Origin of the sequence: Daejeonella sp. H1SJ63 (assembly GCF_029360775.1) — a bacterium.
Classification (GTDB): Bacteria; Bacteroidota; Bacteroidia; order Sphingobacteriales; family Sphingobacteriaceae; genus Daejeonella.
The window spans coordinates 96,529-114,526 of the sequence record NZ_JARKMZ010000007.1 but is presented as its reverse complement, the minus strand read 5'-3'; the positions used below and the strand labels follow the sequence as shown (position 1 = coordinate 114,526).

The 17,998-nt window shown below is 42.0% G+C and carries 13 protein-coding genes; 7 read left to right on the top strand and 6 right to left on the bottom strand.

Annotation, left to right across the window (positions count from 1 at the left end; genetic code table 11):
* Positions 1–182: 182 nt before the first annotated feature.
* The 6 genes from proB (at position 183) to P2W72_RS02985 (ending at position 8,247) form a co-directional block, all read left to right on the top strand.
* Complete coding sequence (gene proB / locus P2W72_RS03010) at positions 183–1,217, top strand: glutamate 5-kinase (RefSeq protein ID WP_276359405.1); 1,035 nt, start codon at positions 183–185, stop codon at positions 1,215–1,217.
* A gap of 9 nt (positions 1,218–1,226) precedes the next feature.
* Positions 1,227–2,474 carry a glutamate-5-semialdehyde dehydrogenase gene (locus P2W72_RS03005; RefSeq protein ID WP_276359404.1) on the top strand — a complete coding sequence of 416 codons (1,248 nt, stop codon included), beginning with the start codon at positions 1,227–1,229 and terminating at the stop codon, positions 2,472–2,474.
* A 45-nt stretch (positions 2,475–2,519) separates the two neighbouring features.
* A complete protein-coding gene (locus tag P2W72_RS03000; protein ID WP_276359403.1) occupies positions 2,520–4,016 on the top strand; it encodes an ATP-binding cassette domain-containing protein in 1,497 nt (498 codons plus the stop codon).
* 230 nt (positions 4,017–4,246) lie between these two features.
* The gene (locus P2W72_RS02995; protein WP_276359401.1) at positions 4,247–5,638 is read left to right on the top strand and encodes an MFS transporter; all 1,392 of its coding nucleotides are present in this window, start codon (positions 4,247–4,249) and stop codon (positions 5,636–5,638) included.
* Positions 5,639–5,661: 23 nt separating this feature from the next.
* Entirely contained in the window at positions 5,662–8,025 is a 2,364-nt protein-coding gene (locus P2W72_RS02990) for a hypothetical protein (RefSeq protein WP_276359400.1), read from the top strand.
* Positions 8,026–8,076: 51 nt separating this feature from the next.
* Positions 8,077–8,247, top strand: a complete 171-nt coding sequence (locus P2W72_RS02985) for a hypothetical protein (RefSeq protein WP_276359399.1) — start codon at positions 8,077–8,079, stop codon at positions 8,245–8,247.
* A 21-nt stretch (positions 8,248–8,268) separates the two neighbouring features.
* Here P2W72_RS02985 and P2W72_RS02980 read toward each other — a convergent pair whose 3' ends face one another.
* Both P2W72_RS02980 and P2W72_RS02975 read right to left on the bottom strand, forming a co-directional pair.
* The gene (locus P2W72_RS02980; RefSeq protein WP_276359398.1) at positions 8,269–9,378 is read right to left on the bottom strand and encodes an amidohydrolase family protein; all 1,110 of its coding nucleotides are present in this window, start codon (positions 9,376–9,378) and stop codon (positions 8,269–8,271) included.
* A 137-nt stretch (positions 9,379–9,515) separates the two neighbouring features.
* The gene (locus tag P2W72_RS02975) at positions 9,516–10,340 is read right to left on the bottom strand and encodes an ion transporter (protein ID WP_276359397.1); all 825 of its coding nucleotides are present in this window, start codon (positions 10,338–10,340) and stop codon (positions 9,516–9,518) included.
* 386 nt (positions 10,341–10,726) lie between these two features.
* On the opposite strand from P2W72_RS02975, the gene P2W72_RS02970 reads away from it, so the two are divergent.
* Positions 10,727–11,491, top strand: a complete 765-nt coding sequence (locus tag P2W72_RS02970; protein ID WP_276359396.1) for a PPC domain-containing protein — start codon at positions 10,727–10,729, stop codon at positions 11,489–11,491.
* A gap of 73 nt (positions 11,492–11,564) precedes the next feature.
* Here the strand turns inward: P2W72_RS02970 and P2W72_RS02965 are convergent, their stop codons facing one another.
* The 4 genes from P2W72_RS02965 to P2W72_RS02950 form a co-directional block, all read right to left on the bottom strand.
* Positions 11,565–12,803 carry an amidohydrolase/deacetylase family metallohydrolase gene (locus P2W72_RS02965; RefSeq protein ID WP_276359395.1) on the bottom strand — a complete coding sequence of 413 codons (1,239 nt, stop codon included), beginning with the start codon at positions 12,801–12,803 and terminating at the stop codon, positions 11,565–11,567.
* A gap of 57 nt (positions 12,804–12,860) precedes the next feature.
* Positions 12,861–14,276 (bottom strand): PQQ-dependent sugar dehydrogenase, encoded by a 1,416-nt coding sequence (locus P2W72_RS02960; protein ID WP_276359394.1) that lies wholly within the window; start codon positions 14,274–14,276, stop codon positions 12,861–12,863.
* A 74-nt stretch (positions 14,277–14,350) separates the two neighbouring features.
* On the bottom strand, positions 14,351–15,481 hold the full coding sequence (locus P2W72_RS02955) for a DUF5009 domain-containing protein (protein ID WP_276359393.1): 1,131 nt from the start codon (positions 15,479–15,481) through the stop codon (positions 14,351–14,353).
* Positions 15,482–15,746: 265 nt separating this feature from the next.
* Positions 15,747–17,957: a PQQ-binding-like beta-propeller repeat protein gene (locus P2W72_RS02950; RefSeq protein ID WP_276359392.1), complete on the bottom strand. Its 2,211-nt coding sequence runs from the start codon at positions 17,955–17,957 to the stop codon at positions 15,747–15,749.
* Between the last annotated feature and the right edge of the window lie 41 nt (positions 17,958–17,998).

Below are 17,998 nucleotides of genomic sequence, written 5' to 3'. Positions count from 1 at the left end.
ATTTGGAGCTGTAAATAAAAAGGAAATCAGAGCTAATTGACAACTTAAGCCTTCTGATAATGTAGAAACGGCAACCAATTTGATTGCCGTCAGTATAAACAGGTCAAAGTATATCGTAATTCTTACACACTGTCATTCTCACCGGAAAAACTTTTCTTAAATTCGCCGTATATACATTTACTGTGGCTAAACCTATTCTTGTACTGAAATTTGGAACAGCATCAATCACTACACCAAAAGGTGAACTTGATGAGCTTGTAATTCAGGATATTGCCCGTCAGGTGGCATTGATCCATGATTCATATAATCTGGTGATCGTTTCTTCGGGAGCAGTTGCTGCCGGAAAGAGATTTCTGAAAAATTATGGGGCTACGCTGAATGAGAAGAAGGCTGCGGCATCTATTGGGAATCCTTTATTATTAAATACATACGCTAAATATTTTTCTGCTTACGGAATTTCAATTGCGCAAAGTCTGTGTGAGCGTCATCATTTTTCAAATCGTGATCAGTTTCTGCAGCTGAAGCGTACTTATGAAGAGCTCTGGAAAAGTAATATTATTCCAATTGCAAATGAAAATGATGTGGTGAGTAATCTGGAGCTTAAGTTTTCAGATAATGATGAGCTTGCCACACTCATTGCTGTAGGTTTTGGTGCTTCCCAGGTATTGTTCAGTACTTCAGTCCCCGGAGTTCTTGACAGTGAGGGTAAAGTAATTCCCGAGCTGGATACAACTGATAAGAAAGTACTTCAGCTTGCAAATAAGGAGAAGTCGGCTTCCGGCCTGGGGGGAATGACATCCAAGCTTAACTTTGCCCGACTGGCGAACCAGATGGGTATCCGGGTGGTGATTTTTGGTATTCGATCTGAAAATGGCATTATGAATGCACTTGACGGCAAGACCGGAACGCTTTGCCATCCCCAGGAAAGTAATCTTCCAGCCCGTAAGAAATGGCTTGCCAGCGGAAGTTTGGTACGCGGACGTATTCATGTTGATGCAGGTGCCGTCAAAGCACTCCTTAACCGGCATAGTTTGCTTGCCGTAGGAATCAGCAATGTGATGTCTCCCTTTGAGAACGGGGAAATTATAGAGATACTTGATGAGGAAAATAACGTGATCGCAGTTGCAGAAGCGAAAATCGATTCCTCTGTATTAAAAAGTGGTGCAAGTCTGAAGAATCTGGAAGTAGCACATGCTGATCATATAGTTTTATTGTAATTTATTATCATGGAATCGATACAAACCCTGCTTGAACAGGCATCACAGGCAACAACAGCAGTTAAACTGCTTAGCGATGGCGAAAAGCAGGCCCTGTTAAAGGCCCTGGCTGCAAAGCTCAGAGCAAACTCTGAAGCAATCATTATTGAAAATAAGAAAGACCTCGACCGGATGCCGGATACAGATCCGAAGAAGGACAGGCTCCTGCTTAATGCTGCACGTATTGAAGACCTGGCTAAAAGTGTGGAGGATATTGTTGCGCTTCCTGATCCGACGAATCAGCTGCTTTCAGAGAAAACTTTGGCAAACGGACTCCTGGTCAGGAAAATTACTGTTCCTCTGGGTGTTGTAGGTGTGATCTATGAATCGCGTCCAAATGTGACTGTTGATGTGGCTGCATTGTGCATTCGTTCAGGAAATGTTTGCCTGCTGAGGGGTGGTACAGATGCATTTTATACCAATTCTGTTTTAGTGTCATTGATACAGGATGTGCTTGCTTCGTTTGATCTGGATATCAATATTGTTCAGCTTCTTCCGGCAGACCGTAAGTTCATGCCAGAATTGCTGACAGCAACAAAATACGTTGACATTTTGATTCCACGTGGTTCGCAGCAGCTGATCGATTATGTGCGCGAACATGCCTCTGTGCCTGTTATTGAAACCGGCGCAGGAGTTTGCCATACTTATGTGGAGCAGACGGCTGATCTGGACAGTGCTGCAAATATTGTAACTAATGCCAAAGTTTCACGTCCTTCGGTATGCAATTCACTGGATACAGTTCTGGCTGACAGGGCAGTTGTTGCACCTCTGCTGAAGTTGCTTGCTCCAAAACTGGAGGCCTATCATGTTGAAATCTTTGCAGATCCCGAGGCCTATAAAATTTTGAAGGATCTGAAGTATCCTTATCTGCAACAGGCAGTGGAAGCAGATTTTGGGCGGGAATTTTTGGATTTTAAATGTTCGGTAAAAACCGTTGAGAATCTTGATGAAGCCCTGAAACATATCCGCAAATTTTCATCCAAACACTCAGAAGCAATTGTTTCTCAAAATGATGAACTCTGTGAGCGCTTTTTAAATGAGGTTGATGCTGCAGCGGTCTTTACCAATGCTTCCACCCGCTTTACGGATGGGGGAGTCTTCGGGCTTGGAGCAGAGATCGGTATTTCGACCCAGAAGCTTCATGCCCGCGGGCCATTTGCTTTGGAGAAGCTGGTTACTGAGAAGTGGATTGTAAGGGGGCAGGGGCAGACGAGATAACTGAGGCCTGCGAATGAAGCTAGTGAACCGATAATTGCCAGATCTTTGAATAATCTTCTCCTGTCATTTAGTAACGTAAGTATTCGCCAGTATAATACCCTGGTTTTCGAGGGGCTTAATTTCAGCCTCGAAAAAGGTCAGAACTGGGCTCTGGTAGGTAAAAGCGGTTCCGGAAAGAGTACTTTTCTGGATTTTATCATGGGTAAGGCCTCCATGGCCAGAGGAGAAGCCAGTTATCCCTATTTTGATGATCATATTCGTGAACACCATCAGGATGATCCTTTTTTTAACAGGTATAAACTGATGACGCAGGTGTCAGCCCGTCACGAATTCAGGAACCTTTCAAATACATCCGATTTCTATTATCAGCAGCGCTTTAACTCCTGTGATTCTGAAGATGCTGAAACTGTGGAACATTACCTGTCGGCAGTAAAAGTTGTCAGACCTTCTGAAATATGGACTTCTGAAAGGGTAGTTGATCGCCTCAATCTGAGGCCGTTACTTAATAAGGAGCTGATCAAATTGTCTAATGGCGAAACCAAAAGACTGATGCTCGCCGCTGCATTGATCAAAAACCCGGTATTGCTTCTGCTCGATAATCCATTGAACGGACTGGATGTAGCTTCGCGTCGGGATTTTAATGATCTGTTTACTGAAATTGCCGGATCAGGCATCAGCATCCTCATGGCAAGTCCGCCAAATGAAATTCCGGATGCAATTACACATATTGCTATTCTTGATAATGGCAAAATGCTCAGAAAGATTCCCTCGCAGGAGTTTGACCCCGACAGTGTTTTTTTAACAGATTCTAAAGAAATGAACAGGGAGGAGCTAAAACAATTGCTTTCGGTAACCCAAAGGCCTGATTATGATCTTATTGTGGGGATGGAAAATGTCAGGATCAAATATGGCGATAAACTGATTCTTGATCAGGTAAACTGGAAGTTGAAGCGAGGTGAACGCTGGATGCTTTTAGGGCATAATGGTGCCGGCAAGTCTACCCTTCTGAGTCTGATCAATGGAGATAATCCTCAGGCTTTTGCCAATAAGATCATTCTCTTCGACCAGCGTAAAGGAAGCGGTGAGAGCATCTGGGAGATCAAAAAGAAGATCGGGTATGTATCGCCGGAATTGTTTCAGTATTTTCCTTCAGGAAATACCTGTATGCAGGTTATCGAATCCGGTTTTGATGATACATTGGGGCTGTTCCGTGCTTCGGGCCAAAGGCATGCTGAGATATGCATGCGCTGGATGAAGCTTCTTGAGATTGAAGAATATGCCGGAACCATGTTCCGCAATGTACCTGTGAGTGTTCAGCGGATTGTGATGCTCGCAAGGGCTATGGTTAAAAATCCGGTCTTGCTGATTTTGGATGAGCCCTGCCTCGGACTCGATTTTGCACAGCAGGAGCAATTCAAAAGACTTATTGATGAGATCTGTTCAATGAGTAATATGAGTCTGATTTATGTCAGCCATTATCAGCATGAAATGCCATCCTGTGTTAAGCATACCCTGAAACTGGAGCAAGGAAGAGTGGTCTGATTGTCAGTTAACTGTTGTCTGTTTGTCTATGCCTGAATAGCCTTGACCGATTTCAAATATAGCAGTCATTAGTCTCAATGCTATAATCTGCAAGATTATTTTACCGCATTAATCATCACAATAAGTGTATAGGAATGTTCAGGTATCCGATAAATTACTTGCCTGATTTAAGCATAGTATCCAAAAAATTTATAATTTAAGTTAAAATTAAAAGAACTGTAAAAATATAAATGGATTCTCACACTCCCCCAAATGAACTGGCTGCTGCAGAAAGTATTGCGCCGGGAAAAAAGAATAATATTCGGTTAGTAATTATAGCCTCTTCTGTAGGTACACTCATCGAATGGTATGATCTTTTGCTGGCTGTGATCATGGCTAATATACTATCCATGCAGTTATTCCCTGCCGGGGGTAATAATTTCATTGAAACATTAGGAATAGTTGCTACAACCTATCTGATCAGACCTTTCGGATCACTTTTGTTTGGAAATTTCGGGGATAAGATCGGTCGTAAATATACCTTCCTTGTTTCACTCTTATTGATGGGTGGAGCCACATTTTTAATCGGTTGTATTCCAACATTTGAACAGGCTGGATGGGTATCACCAATATTATTTCTGATACTCAGATTAATGCAGGGTTTGGCAATCAGCGGCGAATATTCAGGAGCAGTTATTTACGTTGCTGAACATGCGCCTCAGAATAAGAGAGGTTTTTATACCGGATTCATACAAACAACATCTTCAATTGCTTTGATTCTGGGTCTGGTTGTTGTTTTTTCAACCAAAAGCATCATGAGCGAGGAAAGTTTCAACTCTTTCGGTTGGAGGATTCCTTTCCTTTTCAGTGCGATTTTGGTAATCGCCAGTTATTATATCCGTCGCAGGCTTCATGAAAGTCCGGTTTTTGCCCAGCTGAAAAGTGAAGGTAAGACGAGCAAGGCACCCGTGAAAGAAACATTCAAAACCAAAAAGAATATCGGCCTGATCCTGGGCGCTATCTTTGGAGGTAATGCTGCCCAAAGTGCCATCATGCAAACCAATCAGTTTATTACGCTGTTCTTTCTTCAGCGGACTGTTAAGCTGCCTGATACTACAGCTCTTCTGATCATGGCAACAGGAATTCTTCTTGCCGGGCCATTTTTCCAGATATTCGGGGCACTGAGTGATAAAATAGGCCGTAAAAAAGTGATACTTCCGGGAATGATTCTGGGACTTATTATCATTCCGATTATGTTCTACTTATTCCTTGAATTGGGGAATCCGCAGCGTTTGGATACTATCCAGCATATCGATACACCTACCACCCTGATTTTTATTGGATTGGTATTTATACTAACCATTTCCGGAACCATGGTTTATGGTCCGATGGGTGCTTTCCTGATGGAAATGTTCCCAACGAAGATCAGATACACCAGCATGGGTTTTGTGTACAATGTTGGTAACGGGGCGATTGGGGGATCAACACCGGTCATGACTGAACTCATTCGCGCAAGTGTAGTTATTGGATTCGCTGCCTCTCCGTTTGTTGGTCTGGCTTATCCGCTGGCTCTTATTCTTATCGGAATTGTTGTTAACATTTTCTTTGTGCCGGAGACGTATAAGAATAATCTTTCCGACTAACATCAAACCTATTAAACATATTTATGGAAAAGAAATTAAGCAGGCGTAAGATAATAAGCGGCTTTGGCCTGACCGGTCTTGGTTTGCTTGCGTCTAATGCGCAGGCAGGTCTTACACAATCTGCGACGCTGCTGAAGGAAGGCGAAAGCATACAATTTTATTCAAGTCTTACTGAATTAAAGTCAAGCAGTTCGCTTAAAGCCGGCAATGTGGTTCAAACCGGAGGATATTATCAATCCGGCGACGGTGGGCAGGGCACCTATCTGATCAGAACAGCTGCTGCTGATTTAAGTGCAGACGGAGGTAGTGTAATTACTTTGCAAAAGGGACTTATTGCAGAACTAATTAATATAAGTGTTGTTAATTATAAACTTTTTGGTGCTGTTGGCGATAAGAAAAACGACGATGGGGTTCAGATTAAGGCAGCGCATAATTATGCCAATACCCGGCGTATTCCTGTAATTAACCTGAGTGGTGAATACTGGTTCAGGGAAACAACAGCAATTATAATCAAAACGAATGTTGACTGGGGGCAAAGTGTTTTCCATTTCGATGAGAAATTTAATGGTAAGGAACCCCGGTTTAAGGTTTTAAGTGATGTTGCTCCTTATCCGATAGAGTTGAATGAGTCAGCCCGGCGTTCTTTGATCAGTCAGCTGAAGCCCGGTGCCCAGGTAATTCCGGAGCTTGCACCCTATAAAAATTGTTTAGTTATTGTTGCCGATTCCAATGATATGATTGGTCTAAGAAATCAGAGCACGGGAATCAGTAAGGGTTGGGCCAGGGAAGAGCTTTTCTATGTAGAGGAGCATGGGCGTATTGTTGGAGAAATGGCCTGGACTTTTAAAGATTATACCAGTCTGATGGCTTATCCGGCCAGTGATAGTTACTTAAATATTACCGGCGGAACTTTTTATCTCTCGGGAGATAATGAGGGGAACTATCTGGAAAACGGGATCCGTATTGAGCGCAGCCGTACTCTCTTGTCCAATCAGTGGGTTGGCCTGGAGCCCGGTAAGCAGGATGTGGCTAAAATTCAGCGCAGCGGCTTCTATTCCCTGAAAATGGTTTATGATTTGGTGGTTGAAAATATCAGACTGATCCCATGGGAAAAGGACAGGCCGGGTGTACCAATGGTGCCCCAGGGAACATATGGAATCTCAGGCAATCGCTGGATGAACGTGACCTTCAGGAATATTACAGCAGAGGGTAGTCCGGTGCACTGGGGTGTGTTCGGTACCAATCTTACCAAGAATTTCCGCATTGAGAATTGTATGCTGAACCGTGTTGATGTGCATTTCCATTGCTGGAATCTGTATATCAAAGACAGTAAGGTAGGGCAGCGCGGACTAACACTGACCGGTGGAGGAGATCTTTTTGTTGAGAATACTTTGGTCAATACCAATGCATTCATCTCATTCAGGGCAGATTATGGGGCTAAATGGGATGGTGACATTCGCATAAAGAACTGCAGATTAGTGCCACGTACAGGTGCAACACAGGTTTCGGTATTGCAGTTTGTTACTGCAGATTTTGATTTTAAATATCCTATTGGTTACGGCCGTACACTCAGTGTGCAGGATATGGTGGTTGATTTTATCGGGCAGGAGCAAAGCAAGGCAGTTTGCTGGCTTATGAAGACTTCAGAATGGGTTAATAATGCCGATAAGGTAAAATTGTTCTTCCCTCAGCAAATGGATATCAGCAATGTCAGTGTCCGCGGGCGCAAGCAGGGGCTGCGTTTATTCCAGCTTTACGACTGTTCTAAATATTATATGCAGAAGGAAGGTTCTTATGATGGAGTTAGAATGGAAAGCAATAGCCGCATTCTGGTTCGCAATGTGGACTTGGAAAAATTGAATGCGATTCCGCTTAGCGCTGCAAAAGATAATGTTCACTTCTACATCAATGACTCATCGGGCAGTAAGCGCCCGGATGCATTGTATCCTGATATCAGATTTGAAGGCTGCCGGAACCTGGATATTTATGCCGGAAGAGGAACTGCAAATCTTCGATTTGATAATTGCTCTATAAGCAGAATTGTAAAAGATGCAGCGCCATTTACAGGTCGTTTTGGATTTATGAATACGGAGTTTGTTCCTGAGGTGGATGAAACTCTGAAGCGTATTTATGACCTGGATGCAGAACTGGGTGTTAGCTTTAGCGACTGTACGGTTTATATGCCGGAAAAGGCCGGGGATAGAATGCCTGAATGGCTGACTAAAATCGGTTTTATTCAGATCAATAAGCAGGTTCGCTTCAATCACTCAAATACCCGTCTGGGTAATGATATTATTCAGTATTGCAAGAGTAAATCGATAAAAATCAATCCGGAATTTGTTGGGATGCTGAAAGGACATCATGAACTGGAGCCTGAGAATATCTGAAAAGCAGGATGGCAGATAACAGCTTTTCCAGAAGGAATCTTATCTCAAAAAATGCACTGCCCTGATTTTGCCTTCCGGACTTTCGGCGGAGGAAGAAAAGTTTCACCTCCTGCTACCAAAGTGCTGGAACATTATCATATGCCTCGTTATCTGATGCGGAATATGCTCGCTCTGCAGCGAATTGTTAAAAGAAAAGGTAATCTATCCGGACTGATCGTTTAGAAGATCCGGATAGATTTAATATTAATCTGGAAATTGTGTTTTATCAATTCCCGGAATCAGCCTGATTGCATTTTTATAATATATTTTCTTCAGAACATCATCACTCAGGCCTATACCATACATTTTCCAGTAAGCATGATACTTTTTATGGTATGGAAAATATTCATCTTCTGTTTCCAGCACCCTGAAGTAAGTGCTGTATTCTGAAGGTACCCAGCTATCTTTTCCAAACAGAATCCGGTCCTGATATTTTTCGAAAAATAGTTTCGCTCTTCTTGGCTGCCTTCCCAGCTCAGCTATAATGGCTCCGAATTCAACATTCATATTCGGATAGGTATTGAGTAGTTTTCCCAGCTGATCCAGATTATTGGCATACCAGCCAAAGTGGGCAATGATGAAGTTTGTCTCCGGATGTTTTCTGATCAGATTATGTTGCTGCTGAATAAGCTCCTCCCATGAAAATCCATCCGATTTGCTGCGTTTTCTTCCTGGCTGGGTTAAAAGTTCAAGCCAGCGCTCGTTTTGTTCATTTGCTTCATCCCAGAATTGTTTTGGATCAGCAGTATGGATCAGTACAGGGATTTTTAATTGGGCACATTTTGCCCATACCGGGTCGAGTGCAGGATCATCTACCCTGATCAAATTTCCGGCATTGTCTTTAACAGAAAAGCCCAGATTCTTAAATATTTTTAAGCCCTGAGCACCTGATTTTACATCTTCTTCCAATTGTTGTGCTGCTTTTTGTCCCCAGCCGGTTTCTCCGATTCCTGAAAAAGTCAGGTTTGCAAATACAATTAATCTGTTTGGATCAGCTTGTTTTGCATTTTTTACAGCAAGGGTCAGAAAATCACCGCTTCTTCCGCTCAGGTTGACCATAGTCCTCATATTCAGCTTATCCATCTCTGATAACAGGGCCTTAAGATTTTGTGAAGGCATATTGCCCTGATGGTTGTGAACATCAATGAATGGGAATTTGGCTCTTGTTAAAACATGCTCCGGTACAACCAGTGATGAAGGTGGATTGTAGGTTTCGAAATCAATTCTGCCTTTATCATTTTGCGCCATACTGCACTGACTGAAAAGTAACAGTGCAGCAATATATACGGGTTTGAAGTTTGAAATATTCATCATTTTAATTTCTGTTATGAAAATAGGATAATCCTGTCATAATTTCGAATCAGGAGTTTGATTAGAAACAAATTGTCGATTTTAGCCAATTCCAATTTAAAGCCAAACCTGTTCATGCAGGAAGAAGTTTTTTATGGATGCTAATTGGGGTCATGCAAGAATTTCATGCCACAATGAGCGCAGAAATTTGCGTTCTTTGGGTAGACCGGCGATTGGCATGCAGGGCATTTTTTGCGCGCCTCATCATTGGCCCGGGCCATTTCCACGGTAACAATTCCCGTTGGAACAGCAATGATGCCATATCCGATAATCATCAGAATGCTTGCGAGAAATTGTCCGAGTGGACTTTGCGGAGAAATATCTCCATATCCAACTGTAGTGATTGTTACAATTGCCCAGTAGATACTGACAGGGATATTGGAGAAACCGCTTTCTTCCCCTTCAATAATGTACATCAGAGTGCCAATAATTGTTACTACGGTTATTACACTGGCAATAAAAACAATGATTTTGTGAGAACTTGCCTTCAGTGCATTTTTTAAAATATTCCCCTGATCGAGATAGCGGCTCAGCTTTAAAATTCTGAATATTCTTAACAATCGGAATGCCCGGATAACCATCAGGTATTGTACACCGGCAAAGAAAAAACTGAGATAATTCGGAATAAAGGATATCAGGTCAATTAAGCCATAAAAACTGAAAATGTATTTTAACGGCTTATAACTGCTGTAGACTCTTAATATGTATTCAATGGTAAATAATATGGTAAATATCCATTCAGCAAGGTGTATTTGATTAATGTATTTTTCGCGAAAGCCCGCCACACTTTCCATGAATACAGAAAGTATGCTGAATAGGATGAGCCAGAGAAGGATAAGGTCAAAAAGCCTTCCGGCCCGGGTATCTGATTCGAAGACAATTCGATATACCCTGTTCCTGAATGCATTATTGGTTCTATGAGGCATTGGCTGTATCTTATGTTTAACCTAAGATACTAAACAATTTAATGAGTTAACCGGGGAGCTATTGGAGAGTTGAACCAAATGATTGAGTTTAACTTATGGATTAGTAGCAGCCCGGATTTTGAGGCGGTAATTGTAGATTTCTTGCGATTTGTTTCTTCTATTTATCTGATGATCAAGGTTATATTATGGAGGCTATAATTCTGAATTTGCAAAATACTTGCTTTTTAACCTCCCGGCAAGGCAGCTTAATATTTACTGTAACAGGCTCAGCAGAGTTATTGGAGTACCCAATATAAACTTTCAATATACCAATATCTGAGTATTTTATTTCAGGAACTCCCGTAATAGTTTTGAGTAAAAAAAACATGAAAAATAGATTCTGCTTTATGAATAAGCTTGCAACTTTGATGTTGGCAATTGCTTTAACTACGACTTTTTCGGGATGTAAAAAAGTGTCTGATGCGATTGAAGAAGCATGGGAAGGGTATTGGGCAGGAGTTTTTGATCTGGGTGATGGATGGCAGGTTGAACTAAGCGGAGAGCGGGCTACTTTTGTCACTGCCGGAAGCAGTAAAACCGGAATAAATTCAGGAGATCCATTTGCAATTGGAATGGCTCTTACAGGCAATAATAAATGGAGGGGATATGTGCGTAATAATAACGGATTCGGTTTTTTGGTTTGGGGGAATGCAGAAATTATTGATAATAAACTTAAAATTACGCCTGACGGTTCAGCTTCATATACCATAAATAAAGGGGTTAAAAATACCGGAGGGAGTACTGGAACCGGGGGGGGGGTAGGAAGTAATGCTGAGGTTTTATTTGATCAGAAAGTAAGCGGTGAAAGAGGAGATAAGAAGATATTTAAGATTACGGTGCCTACTGGAGTAAAACAGATGGAAATAAGAACTACAGAATTGGCAGGATCTTATTATTATAATATGGCAGATATGTTTGTCAGGAAAGGAAGTGACCCAGTGGTAGTACTCACTCCAACTTACTCATGGACAGCTGATTGCGGCAGTGTGGAATCGAACAGGGCAGACGAAGCTTGTACATTCACAAATCCGGCCTCCGGGGTGTACCATATTATGCTATACGGGTATAATAGTTCTTTCACCTCCCAGTTGATTGTTAAGATTGTTAAATAACACGCTCTTAAAATTCATTCTGCAATGGCAAACAAAGCAGAATGAATTTTTAAGAGTGGGATTCAGGGTTAAATTAATGATTCTGCCGGCCTCCGTTAAGTACCACAGGATCTGAAATTCCATTCAGATTGTAAACAATTTTACCGGCTCTTATGGTCAATTCACATTCAAGTTTTTTGCTGGCATTGATTTTATATCCGGTATAATCAAACAAGCCGAATTTACCTTCTCTCATGTTGAAGACAGAAATGTCGGCAACAGAGCCTACAGAAAGTGTTCCAAGATCCTCTCTATTTATCTCTTTAGCAGGATTTAAAGTGGTAGCCTTTATTACGGCCGGCAAATCCATTCCCATCGCAATAAATCTCGACATTACTGTTAATAAGTCTTTCATCGCCCCGTTAATAGCCCCCTTGTTCATATCTGTGCTGATAGAGTTTGGAAAAAATCCCTGTTGCAGGGCTGGAATAGCCTGAGAGTAAGCAAAGCTTATGCCGCCAAAGCCTACATCGAATACAATCCCTCTTTTTTGAGCTTCAAAAACAAAAGGTCTTACTTTCTTTGTTTTTGGATCAACAATAGACTCCCTCGACGCACCAAGTTCTGCAAAACAATGAGTGAAGATATCTCCCGGGCGGAGGTGCTTAAAAAAGAGTTCTTCTATGGAATGTGCCGGCGTTGTGCCCCCGAAATCGACCATGACCGGAATATCACCGGCCAGTTTACCTGCCTCAACAGCCCGGTCAACCGGGGTCCATTCAGGTCCGTTATAGTGCGAAGTCTTAACTCCTATGATGTGATCTTTATATCTGCGGGCTACAATCGAAGTTAGTTTTGCATCCATATCGCCAAGATTTTGCTCGTATGCACCTCCTTTGTAACCTTCACCTACTATATTGAGCCAGGCAAGTACACGGGTTTCTGATTTGTCGATAACCTCTTCTTTGAAAGTCTCAAATGATTTCCATCCCGAACTTCCGGCATCAACTGTAGTTGTTATTCCGCTGCGAAATGTAAAGCCGTCAGCCACAGGATCTCCAGGTCTCATGCTGTGAAAATTGTGAGAGTGAATATCGACTAACCCGGGTGTTACATATAAACCTGATGCATTTACTATCTGCTTCGCTGTTTTGGGATCGATGTTCTTTGCAACCTGTACAATCTTATCTCCATTAATGGCAATATCCATTGGCTCATTGATATTATTCTTAGGGTCAATTACATGACCGCCCTTAATCAGAATAGTGTAATTCTGTGCCCGGCTTGAGAAAGTTGTAATGATTAAAAAGAATAACAGGAATATTTTTTTCATTTTTCAGGTATTTGCTTAAATGTAATATGTTAAATCTAATTCTATGCAGTAAAGGATTTATTTCGGCAGACTAATCTTCCATATATTACCGCCTGTAACTCCATATTCAATAACTAATATGTTATTTTTTATCATCACGGCATCGGTTGCTGCATTAAATCCTTCCACTATTCTGGTTGTTTTTACAAAATAATTATCAGTGGTTTTATCGTACGACAAATCCAGATGCAGAAGGTCAGCTCCCTGATCTGTAAATGGCTTCATCAATGCTGATCGGGCACCCAATGAATACCTGATCGTAAAACCATCGGCTCTGAAATCTTTTGAAAGAACTTTTTTTCTGTCAAAAAATAAAGCAAGTGGAGAGCTATGCGGAGTGAAGGTGCTTACAGTTACACCGGTAAGGTCGCCATCCAGTACTTTTCCTGAATGCCCTCTGTACTCATTAGCATCGGGGCCTAAATTTTGTATACCGGGAGAAAATTTAACTCCGGTCGGAATTTTCGGGAAATCAGGATCGTTTCTGAAGTATCTTACAGCCCATGCGTGAGCACTTCTTGGAATGAATGGATCAGTATCAGGATCCGGCTGCCAGTCTGGATATTGCTGAGGATTTTCAATCCCGCCAATTATCCATGGGAATCCATAATGATGACCCTCTCTGACCCAAAACATATCCTCATTATGGTCATAATCAGATGAATTAGATACTGCAAAGAGATTCCCGGCGGCATCAAATGCAAGATCGTAGGCATTGCGGATACCTTCGGCATAAATGTAGCCATCAGCTTTTAACTTTGCTTCATCATCAGGTAATACAAGATCTTTCGAGTCGAATGGAAAACGAAAAATCCGTGAAGTCAATGCTCCGTTTCTGGCATTTGGCCATGCTCCGTTATTGTCCTGTACTTCTCCGTGGTCAGTACGTGCTCCGCTGTTTACATAAATATATTTTCCATCCGGGCTGATCTCCAGTGCATTCCATCCATGATCAAATACTGTGCGGTTAGTGCCATATTCAACCGTATTGAATACCACAGACATCCGGGGTTTTTCATTTGGGTTAAGATCATAGCGAACCATTCTTCCTTTATTCCCCAGTCCGTTATTTACCTTGGTATTGCCTGTCAGGAAAAGTGTATTCTTATAAATTGCCGCTCCCTGCAGACGTGGAATGGCATGGTCTTCAACAGACAGGATTTTTACTGCAACAGGATTTTTATCCTGAATGTTTTTTACCTGATAAACCTCTCCGTCATAACAGGTGAAAAATACATTTCCTGTTGATTCATCGTATAATATCCGGACACTTTTAGGTGCTACGCCCATAACATGCTCCACTTTAATATCAGGCCTCAGAGCTTTTGGCGGAACCAGCGCTTTAGGAGCCCGGGTGTTCTGTGCATACATACCTGAAGCTGACAATAACAAGGCAAGGAGACATATCTTGCCTGAAAAAGAAGGATTAATCATACTGAAAAAATTAAAAATATATACCCAAAAAAAAGGAATACTACTCAAAGCGGATTTTTCTGCCCTTTTATAGTTTAAACCCTTAGAAATACTTTCTTCTTATAAAGAAAATATAAGAAGCCCCATTGTACAAGTACAAAAAATACAGCCTTTACCACCGCATCATACGGTTCACCGGTAAGTTGAAACAGCCAGGTGAAGAAGCCATTATTGGCGTACTCCCAATCAATAAATCGTCCCGAAATATAGATTAAGATTGAATTCATGCCAATTACTTTAAAGAAGAACGCCCAATTTTTATAACCCAGAACATCAATGATATAATAGAATAAGGACAGCAGGATCAGACTGATTCCGCCAACAAGCATCACAAAAGAACTTGACCACAGATTTTTATTTATTGGGAAATCCTGATTCCATATCAGAGCAAAAATAATAAAGATTATACCCGTAGCAGCCATGTAAAGCACTTTTTCTTTCTTGGGTTTAGCACTTTTTTTGAGTAAGCTACCTGTCAGGATACCCAGAAGGGCAGTACTGATGGATGGGATAAGAGATAGCAGTCCTTCAGGATCATGTATTTTGAGGTAAAGTCTGCCTGGAAGAACTGAACGATCAATATACGAAGCAAAATTACCTTCCATGCTCAGATCGCCGGGGGCGAATCCGGGTGCGGAATTAAATTTCAAAAGTAGCCAGTAAGCAATCAGCAGAGCTGAAAACCAGATAATCTGTGCTGTTTGTCTGCTGTACAGGTAAATGATATTTGCAAACATGTAGGCAAGTCCGATGCGGGCTAATACACTGCAAAAGCGGTAATCATCAATACTCCCGCGAATACTCAAACCATTATTGTAAACTATTCCAAGCAATACAAGTACCAGCCCTCTTCTGATTACTCTAAACAGTAATTGTTTACGGGTTTTGCCATTTTCCAGATCACGCCCTACAGAATAGGGCGTTGCAACTCCCGCTAAAAAAAGAAAAAGCGGAAAGATAAGATCGTAAAAATGAAATCCATTCCAGTCGGGGTGAGTAAGTTGTTGTGCCATGCTTACCCACAGCGGAAAGCCTGTGATTTTTGCAAGACTATGGAATATTTCTTCTGCTCCCATGATCCAGAACATATCAAAACCCCGTAAGGCATCCAATGAATAAAGGCGGGAGCCGGGTGCGCTGAAAGCAATTTCTTCTGTTTTTTTCATCCGTTTATTTTTTTGTTTTTTAAAGGCGATGAACCTACCTGCCGGTAGGCAGGCCTGCCTGCGGTAGGCAGGGCGATCATGATTTAATAATCATACCCCTGCGGGTTTTGGCAAAATCATGATGGGTTCATCAGTATATAATTTGTTTTTTCGGATTTGCCATCCAAAGGTAGCTTATTACACATTTATGATCCGCTGCCTCGGGAGTACAAATCCCGATGAGCGTATTCATTTTCCAATTAATTATTCACTTTCCAATTAAAGTTTATTTCCCCGGTAAAGCAAAAGCTATCATATAGCCGGCAGGATTAGCTGCATCGCCGCTTACCGAAACAGCAATATATTGTTTTCCTTTACTCCAGTAAGTGGATGGGTTTGCATTTGCAATACCCGGAAGAGTTGTTTCCCATAGCTTCTTACCTGTTTTTTGGTCGAATGCACGGAACTTCCTGTCGCGGGTACTTCCAATAAATACAAGGCCGCCCTTTGTGATCAATGGTCCTGCCGAACCACTTGCTCCTGTTTCCGGAGCCCCCGGTAATTGCCCTTCGGCCTGATTACCCAAAGTGATCGACCATTCATATTCTCCGGTATTCAGGTTAATCGCATGCAGCTGGCCCCATGGTGGTTTAATACCCGGCCTGCGTTGATTATCCAGAAATTGCCCGTAAGCGGTAAGGTTCAGGTATTTATCTTCCTTAGGAGTACTTAGTCCGGCTTTATTTGCAGATTCATTCTCCTGAATTTCTTTCAGGAAACTCTGCTCTCTTGAAGGTCGTTCAGCACTTGATTCCTTGTCGAAGAGATAAGAAATAATTGCTTCTTCCTTGCCGGCAATAACACTGGCAAAAGAAGGCATTTTACCACCACCACGCTTGACTTTATTCAGAGCATCTTCACGGCTTAGCCGGGTTTCTATTGCCAGAAGTGAAGGATTTCCCTGCTCATCGCCATTTTTATCTGCCATGTGACAACTTATGCAAAATGTGTTGTAAAGAGCCTTTCCCTGATTATAAACCGAAAGGTTTGATGTTTCATTCTCAACAACTTTTTTCATAGTTGCTATCTCAGGAGAGTCATTTGATTTTACGTAAATAATTCCTTTGTTCGGATCTACTGATCCACCTCCCCAGCTTGATCCACCGCGGCTACCCGGAAGCATGAAGGTACCCTGCACTGAAGGCGGAGTGAATGGACCCTCGTAGCGAAATGCATTGAATCTCATCATCAGGGTATCATAAGAGCCTTTTGAGTAATTCATGATATCGTTTTTTGTTACCATTTGTCTTGCATAAGGTGCAGGTTTGGTTGGGAAAGGCTGTGTTGGCCAGGCCTGCTCTCCGGGGATATCAGAAGCCGGAACCGGACGTTCTTCGATCGGGAAGAGCGGTTCACCTGTATCGCGGTTAAAGGTATAGATATATCCAAGTTTGGAAGTCTGGGCAACAGCATCAATTTTTTTGCCATTATGAACCACGGTGATCAGGTTTGGCGGAGCAGGAAGATCATAATCCCAAAGATCATGATGTACGGTCTGAAAATGCCATTTGTACTTTCCTGTTTTAGCATCAAGCGCTACTACTGAATTGCCAAATAAATTCTCACCGATGCGGTCTTTGCCATAATAATCGTAGGTAGGGGAGCCGGTAGCGAAAAATACCATGCCGCGCTTTTCGTCCAGACTCATACCACCCCAATTATTGGCACCTCCAACATATTTCCAGGCATCTTTTGGCCAGGTTTCATATCCGAACTGTCCGGGCTTGGGGACAGTATGGAAGGTCCATTCAAGTTTACCGCTTTTAATACTGTAAGCACGTATATATCCTGGTTCTGCACCATATAATTCAGAAACCTCATTGCCGATAATCAATAAATCCTGAAATACAATTCCGGGAGATGTTGGAATTACAGATATCTTATCCGGATCGCCGCGCATACCAATATTCATGCTTACCCAGCCATCGTTACCAAATGATTTAATTAATTTCCCTGTTTCAGCATTCAGAGCAAATAATTTATCGCCACCCGTAAACAGGACACGTTTATCGGTGCCATCTTCCCAATAGGTAACTCCGCGGCCTATACCTCCACCTGCAGCACCATTGAAAGGGTCGAATGCCCAGATTTCCTCGCCGGTGCTTGCATTTAGTGCATAAACCCTGTGCCTACCCGACATGGTATACATTACTCCATCGATAATGATCGGATTGCTTTCGCTGTTTGCGCCGCGTGAACCTTCCGGTGCATCATTGAATTTATGAGTCCAGGCAGGTTCAATCTCAATCACATTTTTTGTATTGATCTGATCAAGTATAGAATATCCTGTACTTGCTGCATCTGCCTTATATACAGACCAGGTACGCTCCAGGTTAAGATTCTTTTCAAAAGCAGGATATACTTTGCAGCCGGTATAGATCAGAATACTAATGAAGGAGAGTAGAATTGATATTTTCTTCGCACTAAATTTGACCATGTGATGATGTAATTAAAAGTTTAAAATACATTAATATTCAA